13 protein-coding genes, 1 tRNA gene and 1 pseudogene are annotated in these 19,949 nt (G+C 60.9%); 12 read left to right on the forward strand and 3 right to left on the reverse strand.

Annotation, left to right across the window (positions count from 1 at the left end):
- Positions 1-228: 228 nt before the first annotated feature.
- Entirely contained in the window at positions 229-1,578 is a 1,350-nt protein-coding gene (locus tag Pan216_RS23325) for a trypsin-like peptidase domain-containing protein (protein WP_145261906.1), read from the reverse strand.
- A 467-nt stretch (positions 1,579-2,045) separates the two neighbouring features.
- On the opposite strand from Pan216_RS23325, the gene Pan216_RS23330 reads away from it, so the two are divergent.
- The 7 genes and pseudogenes from Pan216_RS23330 (at position 2,046) to Pan216_RS23360 (ending at position 6,469) form a co-directional block, all read left to right on the forward strand.
- Positions 2,046-2,119, forward strand: a tRNA-Arg gene (locus Pan216_RS23330).
- Positions 2,120-2,623: 504 nt separating this feature from the next.
- The gene (locus Pan216_RS23335; RefSeq protein ID WP_145261908.1) at positions 2,624-2,791 is read left to right on the forward strand and encodes an SEC-C metal-binding domain-containing protein; all 168 of its coding nucleotides are present in this window, start codon (positions 2,624-2,626) and stop codon (positions 2,789-2,791) included.
- Positions 2,792-2,945: 154 nt separating this feature from the next.
- Positions 2,946-3,686: an RNA ligase family protein gene (locus Pan216_RS23340; RefSeq protein WP_145261910.1), complete on the forward strand. Its 741-nt coding sequence runs from the start codon at positions 2,946-2,948 to the stop codon at positions 3,684-3,686.
- A complete protein-coding gene (locus tag Pan216_RS23345) occupies positions 3,683-4,804 on the forward strand; it encodes an AAA family ATPase (protein ID WP_145261912.1) in 1,122 nt (373 codons plus the stop codon). The genes Pan216_RS23340 and Pan216_RS23345 overlap by 4 nt, the downstream gene beginning before the upstream one ends.
- 74 nt (positions 4,805-4,878) lie before the next feature.
- A pseudogene (locus Pan216_RS23350) lies at positions 4,879-5,547 on the forward strand (DUF4291 domain-containing protein).
- The gene (locus tag Pan216_RS23355; protein WP_419193713.1) at positions 5,514-5,903 is read left to right on the forward strand and encodes a VOC family protein; all 390 of its coding nucleotides are present in this window, start codon (positions 5,514-5,516) and stop codon (positions 5,901-5,903) included. Before Pan216_RS23350 ends, Pan216_RS23355 begins: the two are co-directional and overlap by 34 nt.
- Positions 5,900-6,469 (forward strand): hypothetical protein, encoded by a 570-nt coding sequence (locus tag Pan216_RS23360; RefSeq protein WP_145261916.1) that lies wholly within the window; start codon positions 5,900-5,902, stop codon positions 6,467-6,469. The genes Pan216_RS23355 and Pan216_RS23360 overlap by 4 nt, the downstream gene beginning before the upstream one ends.
- Here Pan216_RS23360 and tnpC read toward each other — a convergent pair.
- Complete coding sequence (tnpC, locus tag Pan216_RS23365) at positions 6,424-7,824, reverse strand: IS66 family transposase (protein WP_145261918.1); 1,401 nt, start codon at positions 7,822-7,824, stop codon at positions 6,424-6,426. The genes Pan216_RS23360 and tnpC overlap by 46 nt on opposite strands.
- Positions 7,825-8,005: 181 nt before the next feature.
- Here tnpC and Pan216_RS23370 point away from each other — a divergent pair, with 181 nt between their 5' ends.
- Positions 8,006-9,535, forward strand: coding sequence for a sulfatase (locus tag Pan216_RS23370; RefSeq protein ID WP_145261920.1), 1,530 nt, complete (start codon positions 8,006-8,008; stop codon positions 9,533-9,535).
- Between the two features lie 263 nt (positions 9,536-9,798).
- On the opposite strand, the gene Pan216_RS23375 is transcribed toward Pan216_RS23370, so the two are convergent.
- Complete coding sequence (locus tag Pan216_RS23375) at positions 9,799-11,115, reverse strand: Gfo/Idh/MocA family protein (protein ID WP_145261922.1); 1,317 nt, start codon at positions 11,113-11,115, stop codon at positions 9,799-9,801.
- A 323-nt stretch (positions 11,116-11,438) separates the two neighbouring features.
- Here Pan216_RS23375 and Pan216_RS23380 point away from each other — a divergent pair, with 323 nt between their 5' ends.
- The 4 genes from Pan216_RS23380 (at position 11,439) to Pan216_RS23395 (ending at position 19,823) form a co-directional block, all read left to right on the forward strand.
- Positions 11,439-12,878 (forward strand): hypothetical protein, encoded by a 1,440-nt coding sequence (locus Pan216_RS23380; protein ID WP_419192897.1) that lies wholly within the window; start codon positions 11,439-11,441, stop codon positions 12,876-12,878.
- A 102-nt stretch (positions 12,879-12,980) separates the two neighbouring features.
- The gene (locus tag Pan216_RS23385) at positions 12,981-15,881 is read left to right on the forward strand and encodes a PVC-type heme-binding CxxCH protein (protein ID WP_145261926.1); all 2,901 of its coding nucleotides are present in this window, start codon (positions 12,981-12,983) and stop codon (positions 15,879-15,881) included.
- A 651-nt stretch (positions 15,882-16,532) separates the two neighbouring features.
- On the forward strand, positions 16,533-17,954 hold the full coding sequence (locus Pan216_RS23390; RefSeq protein ID WP_145261928.1) for a sulfatase family protein: 1,422 nt from the start codon (positions 16,533-16,535) through the stop codon (positions 17,952-17,954).
- 447 nt (positions 17,955-18,401) lie between these two features.
- Entirely contained in the window at positions 18,402-19,823 is a 1,422-nt protein-coding gene (locus Pan216_RS23395; RefSeq protein WP_419192898.1) for a sulfatase family protein, read from the forward strand.
- The last annotated feature ends 126 nt before the right edge of the window (positions 19,824-19,949 follow it).

Raw genomic sequence — 19,949 nt, forward strand, 5'->3', positions numbered from 1 at the left:
AAACGCCACGGGCCGCCCGTCGATTCACTCGATGCGGGCGGCCCACTTCATTTCTTGAGCCATCTTTCGACGGAACAACTACTTTCGAGGTGCCAGTTCCCCTCTGGAGCGTGCAGGCTCATCGAACCACGGCTTGTTCACGCTTGCGTGGGCATCCAACGAGAAACCACCACCGCACCTTCGGGGCGCCCCCGCGTTGCTGCGGACGCGCCCCCGGACGATCTCCCGCTAGTTGGACGTCTCCGGAATCTGCAACCAGCCGCGCTGAATCTGCCCGTTGCGGACAACGAAGAACCGCACCGGGTTGAGGCTCTGCTTATTCGAACGCGAGATCACGTAGAGCACATTGTCCAGCGACAGCGTCTCCCAGTGATGCAAGCCGACCAGCACATCGCCCACCTGCATCCCCGCTCGGTCACACGGACTGTGCTCCTCGATCTCGAGGATCCGCATCCCACCGCGTAGCTGCCGAGAGATCTGCTTGATGTCGCTGTCGCCCGATTGCTGCCGGAGACGGACCCCCAAGTGTCGCCAGACATATTCGCCCGGGCGGTCCTTCTGTGACGGGGTCGGCTCAAGCACCAAGGTCGTCGTCACCTGGCGATGGCCGCGAGCGAGCGTCACCTCGATCTTGTCGTAGGGCCGACGATCCAACAGGATCCGCTCGAGATCGATCGGCGTGTTGACGCTCTCGTTGTCCACGCTCAGGAGCCGATCCCCCACGCGAATCGCCGCCTTGTCGGCGGGGCTTGACGACGTAATCCGCTTGATGATGACTTTGCCAGGCTTGGTATCGTCAAGATCCGCCGGCTGAAGCTCCAGTCCGTGCCAAACCTGACCGACCCGCTCGACGCTCATCAACTTCGCGACGACGTGGATCACCTCGCGGACCGGGATGGCGAATCCGATGCATTGAGCTCCCGCCCGGATGGCGACATTCAGTCCGATCATCTCCCCGTCGGCGTTGATGAGCGGCCCGCCCGAGTTTCCGGGGTTGATGCTCGCGTCGGTCTGGATTAGGTCGCGGTACGCTTGATGGTCCGAGAGTCGGACGTCGCGGTGCAGTTCACTGATGATGCCCCGCGTGATGGTGTTCTCATAGCCGTACGCGTTGCCGATCGCGATGACGGTCTCGCCGAGCATCAGATCGTCGCTCGATCCGAAGGGCATCGTTTGCAGCCGTTTGCGGGGATGAATCCGCAAGAGGGCCAGGTCCGTTCCCGGATCGTGCGAAACGATTTGGGCGGAGTAGGTCGAGCCATCCCAGAGGGTGACGCGAATGCTGCTGACGTCCTCGATGACGTGGTAGTTGGTCACGACGTAGCCGCGAGCGTCGACCACCACGCCGGTCCCCATCCCGCTGAGCCGGTTGGGGGTGGCGGCGACGTTCGTGAAGGGGCCGCTCGCGGGAGCGACATTCTTCTCGCTGTGAATGTTGACGACCGCGGGGCGGACACGCGCGATGGCCTTCACCAACGGGGTCATGCGGCTCGAGGATGGACCTGCTTGCGCGAGCCCGCCAACGGCAAGGAGAGCGGCGACCACCATGGCAAAGGTGCTGATTCGAGGGTGCTTCATGAGGGGTCCGTCCACATCGCCGGCATCGACAGCGAGGACCCTTTGGCGCCAGGTTCCTCGTCGGAAGAACGCGGTCGCGGTCGGTTCGGCCCCACGGCGTCATGCCAGGCATTTGCTTGTACCACGGGTAGTTTCGGTCCCCCGACGGCGATGGCTTGACCGTGGGAACCGCCGCGGCATCGGCGGGCGCAAGTTTGGGTTGGGGCTGGCCGGGTGCATCCGGTTGTGTTGGATCAAGCGATTGGTCGGGTTTGTCGCGAGAAGTCGCAATTCATCGATTCTGACGAGTCGAATCCCACCTCCTTTTTCCCCGCCCGTTTCATCGCCAGTGAACCCTTCGTTGCTTCCGCGCGTCATCTTTTCCGTTCCCGTCGGCGGCATTTTTCCGGCCTTTCGCGAGCCGATTCAACGAAAGTGCCATCCAGGGATTGTCTGAAGGCCATCACCTCTTAAAATGTCCGTTTGCCGCACCCGTAGCTCAATTGGATAGAGCGTCGGTCTACGGAACCGAAGGTTCGGGGTTCGAATCCCTGCGGGTGTACTCGGAAAGCCATAAGCCAAAAGGGTTTATGGCTTTTTTATTTGGCTCTATTCGTATCCAATTTTGACCGTCCCGAATCCGTATCCAATTCGGCCCTCTTTGCGTTGCGGTATTCTCCCGCCGACTCGACTCCATCCGACTTCAACTATCTGTTCATCTTGTGAAGGCAGCCCGTTTCCAGACCTTGGCGCTCGATGCGCCAAGCGACCGCTACGGTCGGTTGATTTCTCCTCCCTGCTCCGTCAGATCAAAAGACCACACCTGCGCATTGGCCAGTCGTCGCTCAAGGGAAACCATCCGGTTGGAAACGAGTTGTGGAAGACGGCGCCTAAACACTTCGATCCTCTCCAGAAGTCAAAGCCATTTGATTCCAACAATCGCTGCAGCACCCCGAACCTCTCCCGACAAGTGGTGTCTGAGAGTACGGCACCCGGAATGAAAGAGGTGCGCCATGCGAAACGGCAACCACGAGCAACTTGACGAACTGCCATTTTTTTCGAGACGATGAGCAAACGCCGCCGAGGATACCCGTCCGAAACTCACGTGAAGCAGGGAGTGCGGGTCGTCCACGGCGACAAGTTGCTGGAAGAGAAGCTCGGGCGACATGATTCTTGCCCCTGCGATTCCGGCAAACGCTTCGCAACGTGCTGTCTCTCGAAAGGCCGCTTTTGATGGCGTGAACCGGGACCACTACTTTTAGGGACTGACCGTCTCAAGAAGAAATCAATGGCTCGCTCGGTTCGAAATGACCGGGCGGGCCGATTGCACTTCTTGGAGCCCTAGCGAGGTGGGTCCGCCTCCCAGCCCAAGCGGAAGGAGCCTGACGATGGGGGCTTCACAAGGTGATTTCACCAAGTATCCCCGCACGCCCCACCTGTTCGGGTCGAAGGGGACGGACGACGACAAGCATCTCGGTGAGGCGGAATCGAAAGCATTCATCGCTGATGAGTCGCTGATCGTCGAAGAGAAGATCGACGGCACCAACGTCGGCATCCACTTCTCGGACTTGGGCGAGATGATCCTCCAATGCCGAGGCCATCTCATCACTGATGGGATGCACCCGCAGTATGACCTGTTCAAACAGTGGACAGCGGTTAAGCGTCACGTGCTCGACGAACGGCTCGAAAACCGATACTTGCTCTTCGGAGAATGGGTCTACGCCCGGCACTCGGTTCACTACCGGAAGCTGCCGCACTACTTTTTCGAGTTCGACATCTACGACAAGCAGCGGGAAGTCTTTCTCGATCTGAACCAGCGGCTGGCGTTGCTCGAAGGAATGGGAATCCAGACGGTGCCCATCGTTCATCGGGGCACAGTGACACGTGATGATCTCGAAGACTTGATCGGACCATCGCAATTCGACAGTCACTTTGAGAATCCGACCACCAATCGCCCCGACAACCTGATGGAAGGTCTCTACCTGCGGACGGAGGCGCACGGTGTCGTCACGGGACGAGCCAAGTTTGTGCGGCCCGAGTTTGTCGAAAAGATCAAGCAAAGCACGCACTGGCAGCGCCAGCGGATGGTGCCCAACATGCTTGCCGAAGGTGTGGATATCTGGTCATGACATGGGATCAGCTCAACCTGTTGTCGCTGGATGGCATCGTCGACTGGGCCGAAAGCCAGTCGTGGTGTCAGGCGATGGCGGCCTGCGCTCAGGATGCTGAGTGGCATTCCGAGGGTGATGTCTGGACCCACACCAAGCTGGTCCTTGGCGAACTGCCCAAACTCGATGAGTGGCCGTCGCTCACGCCACACGAGCGGACCGTTTTGACCTACACGGCGCTGTTCCACGATGTTGCCAAGCCGCTGACGACCGAAGTCGATGCGGAAACCGGCCGCGTCCGCTCCCCGAAACATGCCGTCAAAGGAGAGCATGTGGCCCGTGCCGTTCTGCGTGATCTCGGTTGCGACCTGACGACACGTGAGGAGATCGCCCGTCTGGTCCGATACCATGGGCGTCCCGCCTTCCTGCTCGAACGTGATCAGCCGACTCACGAAGTCGTCCGGATGTCTTGGTTGGTCAACAATCGGCTGCTGTATCTTTTCGCTCTTGCCGACACCCGAGGCAGGGACACCGACTCGATGACTCGGCCCGAGGAGAATCTGCACTACTGGAAACTCATGGCCGAGGAAGCGGGTTGCTATGAACAGCCCTATCCGTTCGCCACCGAGCATGCCCGATTCACGTTCTTTCGGCAACGGGAGCCCAACCTGCACTATGTTCCCCACGAAGTATTCGCCTGCACGGCGACGTTGATAGCGGGGCTTCCCGGCAGTGGCAAGGACACATGGCTGTCCCGGAACCGCAGCGGTCTTCCCGTCGTGTCGCTGGATGAAATCCGTGGAGACCTCGGTCTCGAGCCGACCGACGATCAGGGACGAGTGGCACAGGCTGCGCAAGAGCGATGCCGGGAGTTGCTTCGATCGGGAGCATCATTCGCCTTCAACGCCACCAACACGATGCGGCAGACCCGTGGCCGCTGGCTTTCCCTGTTCGCCGACTACAACGCCCGAATCGAGATCGTCTATCTCGAACCACCCCTTGAGACGTTACTTCGCCAGAACAACGCTCGGAGTAATTCCGTACCTGAGCCGGTGATCCGCAAACTCGCCCAAAGGTGCGAGCCACCGACGTGGATCGAGTGTCATAGTCTGGTGACGAGCGAGGGAAAGGGACAATGAACCCTCGGCCCGGACGAGGCCGGAAGAATCGACGAGGTCACGGGAGCATTGCGATTGTTGTGATGGACCGATTGATGAACGTGGAAACCACCCCCTATTCCGAACAAGTGTGTCGATGGCCCGATTCCGGCCGCCACATCCTCGCCCAGTTTGATGACGAGACGATCATCGTCTATCAGGCGTACCGTCCGGAGATCGGGCACTTCGCCGTCAAGAACAGTGCCTTTGGCGGTGAGTTCAGCTACAGCCGCATGAGTTGGATCAAGCCGAACTTCCTGTGAATGATGTATCGTAGCGATTGGGGGCGGTCACAGGGACAGGAAGTCGTTCTGGCGATCCGCCTTCGGCGGGCCTTCTTCGATTCGCTGCTGGAACAGTCCGTGCCGTCGTCGTTCGTTCCGGAGTTGTTTGATAGCCAAGACACATGGAAGGCGGCAGGGGCACGTTCCGACGTGCGACTCCAATGGGATCCAGACCACAATCCGAGTGGCGGCAAGTGCGAGCGCAGGGCGATTCAACTCGGCCTTCGAGGCAAGACACTGGAAGCCTACGGGAAGAAGGAGATTGTCAAGATTGTCGATTTGAGTGGCTTCGTAGCTCAGCAGCGACCGTTCATTGGCGACTGGAGGTCAGGAAGTCTGCTCACTCCTGCCGAGCGAGTCTACGTTCCGAAGAGTGCGACCGCTGCAACCAACGTGGGCCTTGCTGAATGGCGTGGCAATTCGTCGGAGAACGAGACATAACCACGCCTCGACTCAACCTGCTAGTGATCCGATCCGAATTCCCTGTCCAAACGGTCGGCTTCTATGAGTTGCTCGGCCTGAATTTTCAGGAGGAGAAGCACGGCAAGGGGCCAGTTCACTGGGCTGCCGAAGTCGACAGTCTGGTCATTGAAGTCTACCCTGCCCAGTCGTTTGAGGAAGTGGACGGGACCACTCGGATCGGATTCGAGGTTGATGATGTGAAGTCAGTCCTTGCGTTACTGAAAGATCAGTGCGACGTCGTGAGTAATCGGAAACAGACACAGTGGGGCCTGCGAGCCGTGGTCAAAGATCCCGATGGCCGGTCGGTGGAGTTGGTGCACGAACCGGAGTCATGAACTCGGAAGATGCGAACAACACGGCGAAACTGTACCCGGACCTACTGGCGGTAGGAGGGCTTGCGGTTGGACTTGAGCAGGCACTCGTCGAGGTTGGCGCATTGCTTCACGTCCGTACCCTCGACGAACTACTGGATCCCAAGCAGAGGAAAGTCATCAAGGGTTTTCCTGCGTATGCCTATGTCGAACGACACGAAAGGTCTTCTCAAGTCTACATCGGCGCCGAGAGGCGGATGTTTCTGTTCGACTTCTGGCAAAGAGGCGTCACTCTTGCGAACGGCGCCACGCCGGAACTGAAGAAATTTGCCAAATCACTTCATTGCTGGATCGTCGAGTTGGTCACAACTCGTGAACTGGCGGCAGAGTTCCCATTCGTCAAGCCCGAGGACTCAGCAGAGGCGTTTGAATCAAGCTCAGAAGTGGACTATACATGGAATTGGTACGAGGACTGGATTCCAAGAGCCCACCCGGAGTTGATCTCTTTCTTCGAGGTGGCGAAGCACACACACCAGGTAACCGTTCACGGATTGGTGATAAGGGATGGGCTTGGTTGCGATCGGAAATGAGCGTCGACGGCGTCGGTGAGGTAGGTGAAGAGGTCGCGGGATTGTTGTCGGCAGGTCTCGATGACGGTCAGTGTGGTTTCGACGAAGCGACTGCCGGCGTTGCTCTGAGTGCCGAAGGAGAGCTTCCTCCAGATCACGGCGTGACGTAGCGAACGTTCGCTGAGGTTATTGGTCGGGTCGACGCCATCTTGATCGAGAAAGGTCCAGAGCCATTCGCGATGGTCGTAGAGTTCACGACACATGCCGATCAGTTTCGGGTTGCCGCTAAAGAGACCGCGCAGCAGCAAGTGCTCGATGTCGCGACGAACGGGAGCCAGACGATGTTTGAGTGTTCGGCGTGTGATGGTTCCGTCTCGGCAGCGTGCCCATTCGCGAAAGAGTCTTTTGGTCGGTCGCATCAGGTCATGACCCAGGCGTTTGACTTGGTGGTCGCTGCTGTCGATCAAGGCTTGGAAGTCACGCTTGAGATGAGCCCAACACCATTGCAGGCGGCCAAGCTGCCAGTACATCTTGGCTCGGTCACACATCACGACGCCCGAGAAGTTCTCGCCAAGCAGTTCGTTCAGCACGGTAGCCGCCCGCGAGCCACGCATCGTGAAGAGGGTGAAGGTGCTGGCCACGAAGGTCCACAACCATGCCTTCTGCCCCGCTTGTTTGGTCGGCGTCTCGTCGGCCCCCAGTTGCGGTTGAGTCGGGAGGGTCGTCGCCAGTTCGTCGTAGGCCGGCCGCAAGGCTTCGGTGAGGATCGCCTGATGTTTGACCGTCAAGCCGACGCTGCAAGGCTGGCCAAGCAGCGACTCGAGAAACAACGCCGTGCGGCGTTTGCTTTGGCGGAAGCAAGCCATCAGCAAGCCGGTAAACGCGATCAGACGCGGTCCGGATTGCCCGGTCGGTACCCCTTCGGGCAGGGGAGCACAGGTGCTCTCGCCGCAGCAAGGACAAGCGAGTCGATGACGACGGTACTCCGTGATCATCGGCCTGATCTCGGGGAGTTCCCACACTTGATGCCGCAACGGATCGGAGTCCTCTCCCGTCAACGGCGTGTCGCAGCGCCGGCAGGTCTTCGGCAGCAGCGTCACGACTTCCTGGCATTCCTCGGTGGGAACCAAGGAACGTTCGTGTTTCTTATGACCTGGTTGGCCACCACGCTTCCGCTTCGATCGCGCCGACTTGCGTGGTGTCTTGGCATGCGGATGCTGACTGCCGGGAGGCAGCGACGAGTTCCGCGGGGTCTTGGGAGGGCCAAGTGCTTCTTCCAATTCCGCGATTCGCAGCAGCAACGACTCGACGAAGGCACGCACCTCCGGCGTCATCTGGGCCGCGAGTTCAGGAGGTATCTTCGACTTCCCTGTCATGAGCGAATTCTCTCACGAACTCCCTTTCGTGAAAAGACCAACTCACAGGGTGTGAACGGTTACGAATGACACGAGGCGGTCAACTTGTATTCCCCCCCTACAAGGCACCCTTTTGGGTGCCTTGTTTGTTATGATGTGAGCGAGTGGAGGTTGCTGGCTTGCAAGAAGGAAGGATGGATGAATGCTCGGCTTGAGAGTATGGCTCTTGATGGCGGTGACCGTGATGGTCGCCGGAAGCATTCATGGCAAGACGCGGGCGGCGGAAGGGAAAACCAAGAAGCCGCGGAAGAACGTGCTGTTTATCACGATCGATGACCTCAACAACGACTTGGGATGCTATGGGGATGGACTCGTCAAGTCCCCGAACATCGACGCGTTGGCAAAGAAGGGAGTCACGTTCGACAAAGCGTACTGCCAGTACCCGGTCTGCAATCCGAGCCGGTCGTCGTTCATGACGGGGCTCTATCCCGATCAGACGGGCGTGCTTTCCAACAAGGACAACTTTCGCGACAAGAACCCCAACGTGACAACGCTGCCGCAACTCTTTCGCGAGCATGGCTACTTCGTGGCTCGAGTGGGAAAGATCTATCACTACGGCGTGCCAACGCAGATCGGGACCTCGGGGGAGGACGATCCCGCCTCGTGGGACCAGGTCGTCAACCCGCGCGGGATCGATCGAGAGGTTCACGAGAAGATCCACACCCTTCAGGAAGGGAAGTTCGGCGGAACGCTCAGCTGGCTGAATATCGAGAGCGACGATCTCGAGCACACCGACGGCATCGGCGCGACCGAAGCGATCAAGTTGATGGAAACGCACGACCCGAAGAAGACGGGGCAGCCCTTCTTTCTGGCGGTCGGGTTCTACCGGCCTCACACGCCCTATGTCGCGCCAAGCAATTACTTCGAGATGTACCCTCGAAACGCGATCGAGCCGGTCATGGAGAAACCGGGCGATCGTGACGACATCCCCGAGGCGGCCCTGCCCGATCGGCCAAAGCAGCGGGAATTGACGAAGGAACAGCGGCAAGAGATCATCCAGGCTTACTATGCCTCGGTCACGTACATGGACGCGCAAGTAGGCCGACTACTCGCGGCGCTGAAACGACTCGACCTGGAGAAGAACACAATCGTCGTCTTCGTTTCCGACCACGGCTATCACCTCGGCCAGCACGGGTTGTGGCAGAAGTCGGATCTGTTTGAGGGTTCCGCCCGGGTACCGCTGATCATCACCGACCCGAACGGAAAGAGCGGTGGGGAGACGACCGAGGCGATCACCGAACTCGTTGACCTCTACCCAACGCTCGCCGATCTTTGCCGGCTGCCGAAACCGAAGCACCTCAAGGGAAGGAGCCTCGCTCCCATCCTGGAAGACCCGAGCCAACCGGGCAAGGAGGCAGCGCTGACAGTGACGGTGAGCCGCGGGATACGCGTGAAGGGCCCCCAAGGGAAGCGGGAACGAGTGATGGGGTACTCGATTCGGACGCCGCGCTACCGCTACACTGAGTGGGGCAATGGCAAGAATGGGCGAGAGCTCTACGACTACTTGAGCGATCCCGATGAGTTCACGAATCTCGCCGAAGATCCCGAGCACGCGACGACGGTCGAGCAGATGGAGTCGCTGCTGAAGAGCGCGAAAAAGCGAGCCGGAGCGACGCCAGTCTCGGAAAACGCCCTCAACGAACTCGGCGGACGCCCCCAACTTGAGGGTTAACTCGCCAATAGCCCATCGTGGCGGGAGGGACAAGGTCGCCGCGTGAGAAAGCTCGTCCCCACTTGGGCGAGAGTTGCACGAAAACAGAGACGCTTCCCGCATGCCCACGCAAGCGTGTGCATGGCACCCAAGAGTTCCTTGAGCAATGCATTAGCCAATCAAGACGTTAGAGGCGTCCCCGCATGCTCGCGCGAGCGTGGTACCCGTCGGTCCATGGACCTCGGCGGATTCATTGGGAGCCTCCCTCGGGCAATCGCGTCAACCTACCCCAGAATCCAGCCCTTGCGATACTCCTTGGTGAGGAAGTCGCGTGCTTCGGGGGCGTTGGTCGCGGTCAGTTTCTCGGCGTCCCACTCGAGCTTTTTCCCCGTGCGATAGGCAACGGTCCCAAGCAGGACAGTCTCGGTCAGCCGGCCGGCGTAGTCGAAGTTGCACGTCGTCGGCGAGCCAGTCTTGCAGGCGTTGATCCATTCCTGGTGATGACCGACCGACTTCGGAATGCTCGGTTGCGGCGGCGTGAAGGAGCCAAACTTCTCGACCGGCAGGAGCATGCGCTTGCCGTAGTCGGCGAAGAGGTAACCGTCGTCGCCGACGAAGAGGACGCCGTTGCCGAACTTGATCGGCGATCCATCGGCATTCTTGAATTGCTTGGCGACCGCGGGCTGACGGCCCCCGTCGTACCAATTCAGCGTCACCGGCGGGAGCGAACCGCGCGCCGGGAATTCCCAATGGGCCTCGACATACGCGGGACAGCCGACAGCGTGGGGCGCGGGCCCTTCGGCCCAAACAACGCTGGGACGCCCAAGATCGAGCGACCACTGGACGAGGTCGATCAGGTGACATCCCATGTCGCCGAGGACCCCCATGCCGTAGTCCCAGAAGCTACGCCAGTTGGCGGGATGAACGTTGTCGGTGTAGGGCCTTTTGGTCGCGGGGCCGAGCCAGAGTTCCCAATCGAGTTGGGATGGCACCGGCTTGCCGGTGTTGAACCGTCCGTCACGCCAACGGTTTTTGCCCATCAGCACGTGGACGTCGCGAACGGGGCCGATGGCTCCCGATTGGATCAGTTCGACGACCCGCCGGTAGTTGTCGGTCGCGTGAATCTGCGTGCCCATCTGGGTCGCGAGTCCCGTCTTCTTGGCGAGTTCGGCGACCAAGCGGGCCTCGGCCACAGTGTGCGTGAGGGGCTTTTCGCAGTAGACATGCTTGCCCATGTTCATCGCCATTACCGTGGCGGGAGCATGGACGTGGTCGGTGGTCGAGACGACGACGGCGTCGATCTTCGGCTCGAGTTCGTCGAGCATCTTGCGGAAATCGCGGTAGCGTTTGGCGTCGGGAAACGGAGCGGCTTCCTTTTCGAGGAAGTTCGCGTCGACATCGCAAATGCCGACGATGTTCTCGTGCTGAACGCCAACGAGGTTGCTATGGCCCCGGTTGTGCGGTCCAATGATCGCGATGTTGAGCTTGTCGTTGGGCGAGGCGTTGTCGCCACGAACGATACCGCCCCAAGTCACTTGGGAGGCGGTCGCGGCGATAGCCGACGTCTTGAGAAAATGGCGACGCGTAAACTGGCGGGACATCAGACGAACTCCTGGAAAGAAATCGTGGCTGGAAAGTCTGTCCTACGGCGAGAAGAAACCGGGGGATGGTGTCACGTTTCGATTTCCCATTGAACCACGGGGCGGCGGGCGAAGACAAGTCGATTTCTGGCCGACCCAGATATCGCCAATTTCTCGATGATTTCTCGTTGCATCATGGGCTTTCAAATCGTTAGGCTACCTACGGTCGGGGAGGCTGGCTTCGTCGAGTCCTCCCACCCGCCGGCAAGCATGTCCCCCGTGGCCCACTCCCTCGTTGCCGCGACCGCTTGCCTAACTCGCTGACCCACAGGAGTTTTTTTCCGATGATCGCTCGCCGGTTCACCCTACCGCTCGTGCTAGCCCTAGGCTGCCTCACGATCTCCCAGGCCGAAGCCGCGAAGGTTTTCAAGGCGGGAGCCGTCGCCCAAGACATCACGCCGACCAAGTTCCCTGTCGACGTCAACGGCGGCATGAGCAACCGTACCGCCACCGCCGCCCATGACCGGATGCACGCTCGCTGCCTGGTACTCGACGACGGCACGACCAAGCTCGCGTTCGCGGTCTGCGATAGCTGCCTGATGCCCCGCTTCATCATGGATCAGGCGAAGAAGATCGCGTCGAAAGAGACAGGCATCCCCACGAGCCACATCCTGATCTCCGCGACACACACTCACAGCGCCCCGGCGGTCACCGCCGCCTTTCAAACCGACCCCGACGAGAATTACGTCAAGGAAGTCCCCGCGATGATCGCGGCGGGGATCATCAACGCGAACAAGCGGCTCGCCCCCGCCCAGGTTGGCTGGGGTGTCGGCGAGGATCCGACCCAGGTCTTCAATCGCCGCTGGTACATGAAAGAGGGAACGGTTCCGGTCAACGCCTTCGGAACGTTTGACGACAAGGTGAAGATGAACCCGCCCGCCGCGAGCCCCAATCTCATCAAGTCGGCCGGTCCGACCGATCCCGAGGTCTCGCTGTTGGCGGTCCGCTCTCCCGACGGCAAGCCGATGGCGGTGCTGACCAACTACTCCCTGCACTACGTCGGCGGCACCAGTGGCGGACTCTCCGCGGACTACTTCGCGGTCTATGCCGACCGGCTGGGCCAATTGCTCGACGCGGACAAGGAGTTCGTGGGCATCATGTCCAACGGCACCAGTGGCGATATTAACAACATCGATTTCTCGAAACCGCGCGTCCGCCAGCAACCCTTCGAACAAATCCGCGTCGTCGCCGATTCGGTCGCCCGCGTCGCCTACGACACCTACCAGCAGATCGAATTCCGCGATTGGGTCTCGCTCGATGCCCGGCAGAAGGAGATCAGCGGCGGCGTCCGCAAAGCCAACAAGAAGGAGCTCGCCAAGGCCCGGGAACTGCTCAAGAACAAGAAAGAAGGCGAGCGGATGAAGACCCTCCAGGAGATCTACGCTCGCGAGGCGATCAAACTCGCCGACTACCCCGACGAGGTCGACTTCATCCTGCAGGCCTTCCGCGTCGGGGAGCTCGGCATCGCCTCGATTCCGTGCGAAACCTTCGTCGAGATCGGCCTGGCGATCAAGGAGGAGAGCCCCTTCAAGCCGACCTTCGTGGTCTCGCTGGCCAACGGCTACAACGGCTACCTGCCGACCCGCAAGCATCACGGCCTAAAGGGCTACGAGACCTGGCGGGCGCGCTCGAGTTATCTCGAGGTCGACGTCGCCGAGAAGATCGAGAAAACGTTGCTGACGTTGCTCGACGAACTGGCGACCGCTCAGAAAGGCGCCAAGTAGGCGGCCATTTCGACTACCATGTGAGGATGGAGGGCGTCGCGACTTTCCCGCCCCGTTGGCCCTCCACTTACCCAGCAGGCAAATTCCGTCGGAGGTTGGTCCGTGACCTTTGGATTGATCGTCGCTATCGTTTGCACGTTCTCGGCGGAACCGTCGAGCAACGCCCCCGGGCCGCTCTCGCCGAGCGAGTCCCTCAAGCGTATTGAACATCCCGACAACATCGTGCTCGAGGTCGTCGCGTCGGAGCCCTTGGTCGTCGATCCGGTCGCCATGAGCTTCGATAAGCTCGGCCGACTCTACGTCGTCGAGTATCGCGACTACCCCAACGGCCCCAACGAAGGGGAACCGCCCCTCTCGCGGGTCAAGCTGCTCGAGGACACCGACGGCGACGGGATCATGGACCAGTCGCACATCTTCGCCGAGGATCTCTCCTTCGCGCAAGGCGTCCTAGCGTGGAACGACGGCGTCATCGTCACCGCCGCCCCGAACATCTGCTTCTTCAAGGACACCGACGGCGATCACCGCGCCGACGTCAAGCGGACACTGCTGACTGGCTTCAAGCCGGGTAACCCGCAACTGCGCACCGCCCACCCGCGTCGCGGCCTCGACAACTGGATCTACGTCACCAATGGACTCAGCGGCGGCGAGATTTCCAAACCGGGTTCGGCCGACAAGGGACTCGACATCCGCGGCTTCGATCTTCGCTTCGATCCCAATAGCCTCGCGTTCGAGCGAACGACGGGGCGTGCCCAGTTCGGCAACACGTTCGACAACTGGGGACACCGCTTCTATTGCAGCAACCGCAACCCGATCCGCCACGCGGTTCTGCCGCACTACGCGGTCGAGCGGAACCCCTACGCGCTGCTTACCGACACCTCCACCGACGTGGCCCCCTTCGGCGGCGACGCCAAGGTCTACCCGATCGTGGCGACGAAGACGACCGCTGACACCCACGCCGGGACCAACACCGCCGCGTGCGGCGTGACGTGCTATCGCGGCAGCGCGTTGGGCCCCAACTTCCTGGAAAACGTCTTCGTTTGCGAACCAACCGGGCACCTGGTCACCCGCTATCGTCTCGAACCCGACGGACCGACCTTCAAGGCCTTCCGCACCGAGGAGCGGTCGGAGTTCCTCGCATCGGACGATCCCTGGTTCCGCCCCGTCAGCATGGCCAACGGCCCCGACGGCACCCTCTACCTGGCCGACATGTACCGCCAGGTGATCGAACATCCGCAGTTCATGCCCAAGGGGCTCGCGGAAACGCTCGATCTTCGCGCCGGCGAGGACAAGGGGCGCATCTATCGCATCCGGGTCAAGGGGCGACCGTCGCTCGACTACACGCCACCCGCTTCCGATGACGAGATGCTGACACTGCTAACGTCTCCCAACGGCTGGCAGCGCGACCTCGCCCAGCGACTCATCGTCGACCAGCAGCGCACCGACTTGGTGCCGCGACTGCGTTCGATGCTGACCGCTCCGAGCGCCCTTGCCCGGGTCCACGCCCTCGGCGCGCTCGACGGCCTCGACAAAGTCAGCGTCAGCGATCTCGAGCGTCTGCTCGACGATCACGATCCTCGCGTCCAAGGCCAAGCGATCAAGCTCGCCGTCGGGGAACTCGAGGACCATCCTCGGCTACTCGCGAAGTTCATCGCCCTCACCACGTCGGATGATCCGAAGGTCCGCTTCGAGCTCATGCTCGCCCTGGGCGAAAGCGATCATCCCGGCCTGTTGCCGACCTTGACCGAACTGGCGGTTCGCGACGGCGACGATCCTTGGATGCGTCGTGCCCTGCTCACCTCGTGCGCGACGCGGTCGGCTCTCTTGCTGTCCCGACTCGTGGACCGTTCCGAGTTCAAGGTCGCCAAGGGAACCCGAGGCATGGACCTGATGCGGTCGCTCTCCCGCTCGGTCGGCGAACGGGGTGACCTCGACGAACTGCGTCTGCTCTTCGAGCTAATCGCCGAGAGTGACGACGCGGACGCCTGGTGGCAGACCGTCACGATCGACGGACTTGCCGAGGGCCTTCGCTACCACCGAGGGGGGTTGGGGCGAACGACTCTCGGTAAACTACTTCAGTCACCGCCGGAACCTCTTCAGGGTTCGGTCGAAAACATCCGCAAGATCCTCACCAGCGCCACCGACATCGCGAAGGATGAAAGCCGTCCCCAGCGCGATCGCATCGGCGCGGTGCGTCTGGTCGGGCATCTCTCCTTCGAGGAGGCGAGTCCCGTCTTCACGGCCCTGCTCAAGCCGAACCAGACCGGCGCCTTGGCGACGGCGACCATTGAATCGATGAAGACGCTGAACGATCCCCGCAGCCTACCCATTCTCGTCAACGCTTGGTCGACGCTTCTCCCCCCCCAACGTTCGGCGGCACTCGAACTCGCCTTCCGCCGGTCCGACACGACCAAGGGACTGCTTGAGGCGATGGACAGCGGCGATGTTCCGCGTGGCGTCGTCGGGCTTGAGCGACGTCGGTTGCTGCTGCGTCATCGCGACAAGGACATCAAGGCGCTCGCAGTGAAGGTCTTCGGTGGTGAGATCAGCGAGAACCGTCGCGAAGTCGTCGACAAGTACCTCCCCGCCCTCGGCAATCCGGGCGATCCCCATCACGGACAGCTTGTCTTTCGCAAACGCTGTTCGGTTTGTCACCGCATCGCGGGCGAGGGCCATATTGTCGGCCCCGACATCAGCGACGTTCGCAACAAGACGCCGCAAACGCTCCTCTACGACATCCTCGATCCGAACCGAGCAGTCGATCCCCGCTACACCGACTACGTGATCGTCACCAACGATGGCAACGTCGTCAACGGCCTGCTCGCGGGAGAGACATCCGAGGCGATCGTCCTTCGCGGTGCCGAGGGGAAGGAGAACATTGTTCCTCGTGGTGACATCGAGGAGATGCGTGCGACCGGCAAGTCGATCATGCCCGAAGGTTTCGAGAAGGATCTTTCGGTCACCGACCTCGCCGACCTGATCGCGTTCCTTAAGAGCCGCAAGTAGGAAGCTCCTTTTGTCCCCCCTTGTCCAAGGGGGAGCGGTCGGAACGCCCATCGATATGGGGCAGCGGTCGGAATGCCCGTCGATATGGGGGAGCAATCAAGCAGGGGTAGCCCCGGTTGCTTCGCTACTGATTTCCTGGGTACCCCCGGTTGCTTCGCTACCGGGGCCGACGCAGTCGGCTCGATTCATTCTCGCCTTCGACAAGGGGGCGCAATCAAGCAGGGGTACCCCCGGTTGCTTCGCTACCGGGGCCGACGCAGTCGGCTAGAGGCCTCGCGGGAACGTCGGTCAACGAGCGATGACCGCCACGAACGGCCATCGCGTTGCCAATAATCTCCGTTTCACCAGCGATCGAACGACGCAGTCGGCTAGAAGTCTCGTGGGAATGGCGGTCAGGGAGCGATGACCGCCACGAACGACAATCGTTGCCAACAAACTCCGTTTCACCAGCGATCGAACCTCGGACCGAGACCTCCAGCGGCTTCGCCGCACCGGTAGCACAGCAACCGGTGCTACCCAAGAGAAGTCAGCGAAGGGCCCCTCCTTTTGCTGATCGCCACCCGCGAACTTGGTACACTCTCCTCGGGCCTCGACAAAACGCCGCAAGCATCAACCTTGCGCACCAAAGCTCATTCCCAGGAGACACTCCTCATGGCGAGCCTGCTCGCTCTTTGCTTGGCGACCATGACCGTTGCCGCCGAGCCACCCAACATCCTCTTCGTGCTCACCGACGATCAAGCCCCCTGGGCTCTCGGCGCCTCGGGCTACGACCAAGCCAAGACGCCCAACATGGACCGCCTCTTCTCGCAAGGCGCTCACCTGACCAACGCGTTTGTTGTTACCCCTGTCTGTAGCCCGTCACGGGCGGCGCTCATGACGGGACGCTACGGGACCGAACTCGGCATCACCGACTGGCTCCATTCCAGCAAGGAACCCAACGCAGGCCTCGATCCCAAGACGATCGCCTGGCCCGAAGTGCTCGCCAAGCACGGCTACACCAACGCCCTGATCGGCAAGTGGCATCTGGGGATGCTCGAAAAGTTCCATCCCACCGAGATGGGCTTCCACCACTTCTTCGGGTTCCGCGGCGGCGGCAACTCGCCGAGCAACCCAAAGCTTGAGAAGGAGGGGATCGTCGAGAAGTTCGAGGGACTGACGACCGACATCCTGACCGATCACGCCATCGAGTTTCTCAAGGAGAACAAAAAGCGTCCGTTCCTAGTCTCAGTCCACTACCGCGCCCCGCACGCCCGGTGGCTGCCGGTCGCCGACGAGGACTGGGCCCCCTACGAGAAGATGGACCCGAAGATCCCTAACCCCGACTACCCGAATCTCAACACGCCGCGTGTGAAGAAGATGACCCGCGAGTATCTCGCGAGTGTTCGCGGCGTCGATCGCAATCTCGGACGCCTGCTCACGACGCTCGACGAACTCGATCTCGAGGATAACACCGTCGTGATCTTCACCAGCGATCATGGCTACAACATGGGCCACAACGGAATCTGGCATAAGGGCAACGGCCACTGGGTGCTGACGAAGAATCCCAAGCCGACGCCCAACGTCCCCGCCGGCCAACGCCCCAACATGTACGACCATTCGATCCGCGTTCCGGCCGCGGTCCGTTGGCCTGGCAAGATCAAGCCGGGCACCGTCGTGACCGAAACGATCTCCAACCTCGATTGGTATCCGACCATTCTCGCGATGGCGGGAGTTCCCGTTCCCAAGGAGGCCGGCGTTCGCGGGCACAACTTCCTGCCACTATTGGAAGGCAAGAGCATCCCGTGGGACAACAACTTCTATGCCGAGTACAGCACCAAGCATCAATCGAAAACCGACATGCGGATGTACCGTACCCCGGAATGGAAGCTGGTGCGTGACTTCAAGAACGCCGGACGGGATGAGCTCTACCACCTCAAGAACGACGCCGACGAGGCTCACAACCTCATCAACAGTTCGGACGAGAAGGTCAAAGGCGTCATCGACAAGCTCGACCAGAAGATCCGCGCGAAGATGAAAGAACTCAACGACCCGGTGTTGCGCAGCGCGAGTTCGTCGTCATCAGCGGGCCAGTAGGGATGGAAGGGTAGGCAGGGGCGACGAGCCCCAGCTTTGGGGGCCCTCTGGTTGATTCAACCTGGGCGTGCGAAGCACGTAAGAGGTTTCGGGTAAAACCTCCATCTGGCGACAAACACACGTTGTCGGCATTCCTCCACTGCCCATGACCTGCGCCGCACCAGTAGCACAGCAACCGGTGCTACCCAAGAGGAGAAAGAAGAAGAGACCCCCACTAACTCCCCCTTGGACAAGGGGGAGCAATTTGACTTGCCCCTTGGACAAGGGGGAGCAATCTGACTTGCCCCTTGGACAAGGGGGAGCAACGCGTTGCTCCCACGATCATCTCCTCTCCCCTCCTTTTGCTGATCACCTCCGGCGACTTTGGTACACTCGCTCACGTTTCACCCAATGGCCGCCTCCTTCTTGCCGGTGGCCGCGAACTCTCTGTTTCAGGAGATTGCTCCCATGGCGAGTATGCTCGCGCTCTGGTTGGCCTCGGTCACGATCGCCGCCGAGCAACCCAACATCGTCTTCGTCCTCACCGACGATCAGGCCCCGTGGGCCCTCGGCGCCTCGGGCTACGACCAAGCCAAGACCCCCAACCTCGATCGGCTCTTCTCCGAGGGAGCCCACCTGACCAACGCCTTCGTCGTCACCCCCGTTTGCAGCCCGTCGCGAGCGGCCCTGATGACCGGACGCTACGGAACTGAACTCGGCATCACCGAGTGGCTCCATCCGACCAAGGATGCCAAGAAGGGACTCGACCCCGAAACGATCTGTTGGCCCGAAGTCCTCGCCGAGCATGGCTACACCAACGCCTTGATCGGCAAGTGGCATCTCGGCCTGCTCGACAAGTTTCATCCGACGCGAATGGGCTTCGAGCACTTCTTCGGTTTCCGGGCGGGGGGGACTAGGCCGAAAGACCCTCCCTTGGAGAAGGATGGAGTCGTCCAGAAGTTCGAGGGACTAACCACGGACATCCTGACCGATCACGCGATTGAGTTTCTCAAGGAGAATCAGAAGCGCCCGTTCCTCCTCTCGGTTCACTACCGCGCTCCCCATCGGAAATGGCTGCCGGTCGCCGACGAGGACTGGGCCCCCTTCGAGAACATGGACCCCAAAATCCCAAACCCGGACTATCCCAAGTTGGACGTGCCCAAAGTGAAGAACGCGACGCGGGAATATCTCGCCAGCGTTCGCGGCGTCGATCGCAATCTCGGCCGGCTCCTGCGGACACTCGACGAACTTGAGCTGAGCGACAACACGGTCGTCATCTTCACCAGCGACCATGGCTACAACATGGGCCACAACGGCATGTGGATGAAAGGCAACGGCCATTGGATCTTGACCGATCCGCCCGCCGGAACGACGAACGTTCCCAAGGGCCAGCGGCCGAACATGTACGACAACTCGCTCCGCGTTCCCGCAGCGGTGCGTTGGCCGGCCAAGATCAAGCCGGGCACCGTCATCACCGAGACGATCTCGAACCTCGACTGGTATCCGACGATCCTCGCGATGGCGGGCGTTCCGGTCCCCAAGGAGGCCGGCGCTCGCGGGCACAACTTCCTGCCGCTACTGGAGGGAGAAGTGATCCCTTGGGACAACGACTTCTATGCCGAGTACAGCACCAGCCACCAGACGCGCACCGACATGCGGGCCTATCGGACGCCGGAGTGGAAGCTCATTCGCGACTTCAACAACGCCGGGCGGGACGAACTCTATGACCTCAAGAGCGACGCCGCCGAGGCCCACAACCTCATCGACAGCTCCGATGAGAAGGTGAAAGGCGTCATCGACAAGCTCGACCAGAAGATCCGAACGAAGATGAAGGAGATCAACGACCCGGTGTTGTCGAGCACCGGTTCCTCATCATCGGCAAGCCAGTAGCCACCACAAGGGTGGCCTCTCTTTGGCCTCCTTTGGCCAAGGGGGGATCAAGGCAGCGTCGGTCTTGGCGCACCCCCGGTTGCTTCGCTACTAGCTTTCCTGGGTACCCCCGGTTGCTCCGCTACT

The organism is Kolteria novifilia (assembly GCA_007748055.1).
Lineage (GTDB): Bacteria > Planctomycetota > Planctomycetia > Kolteriales > Kolteriaceae > Kolteria > Kolteria novifilia.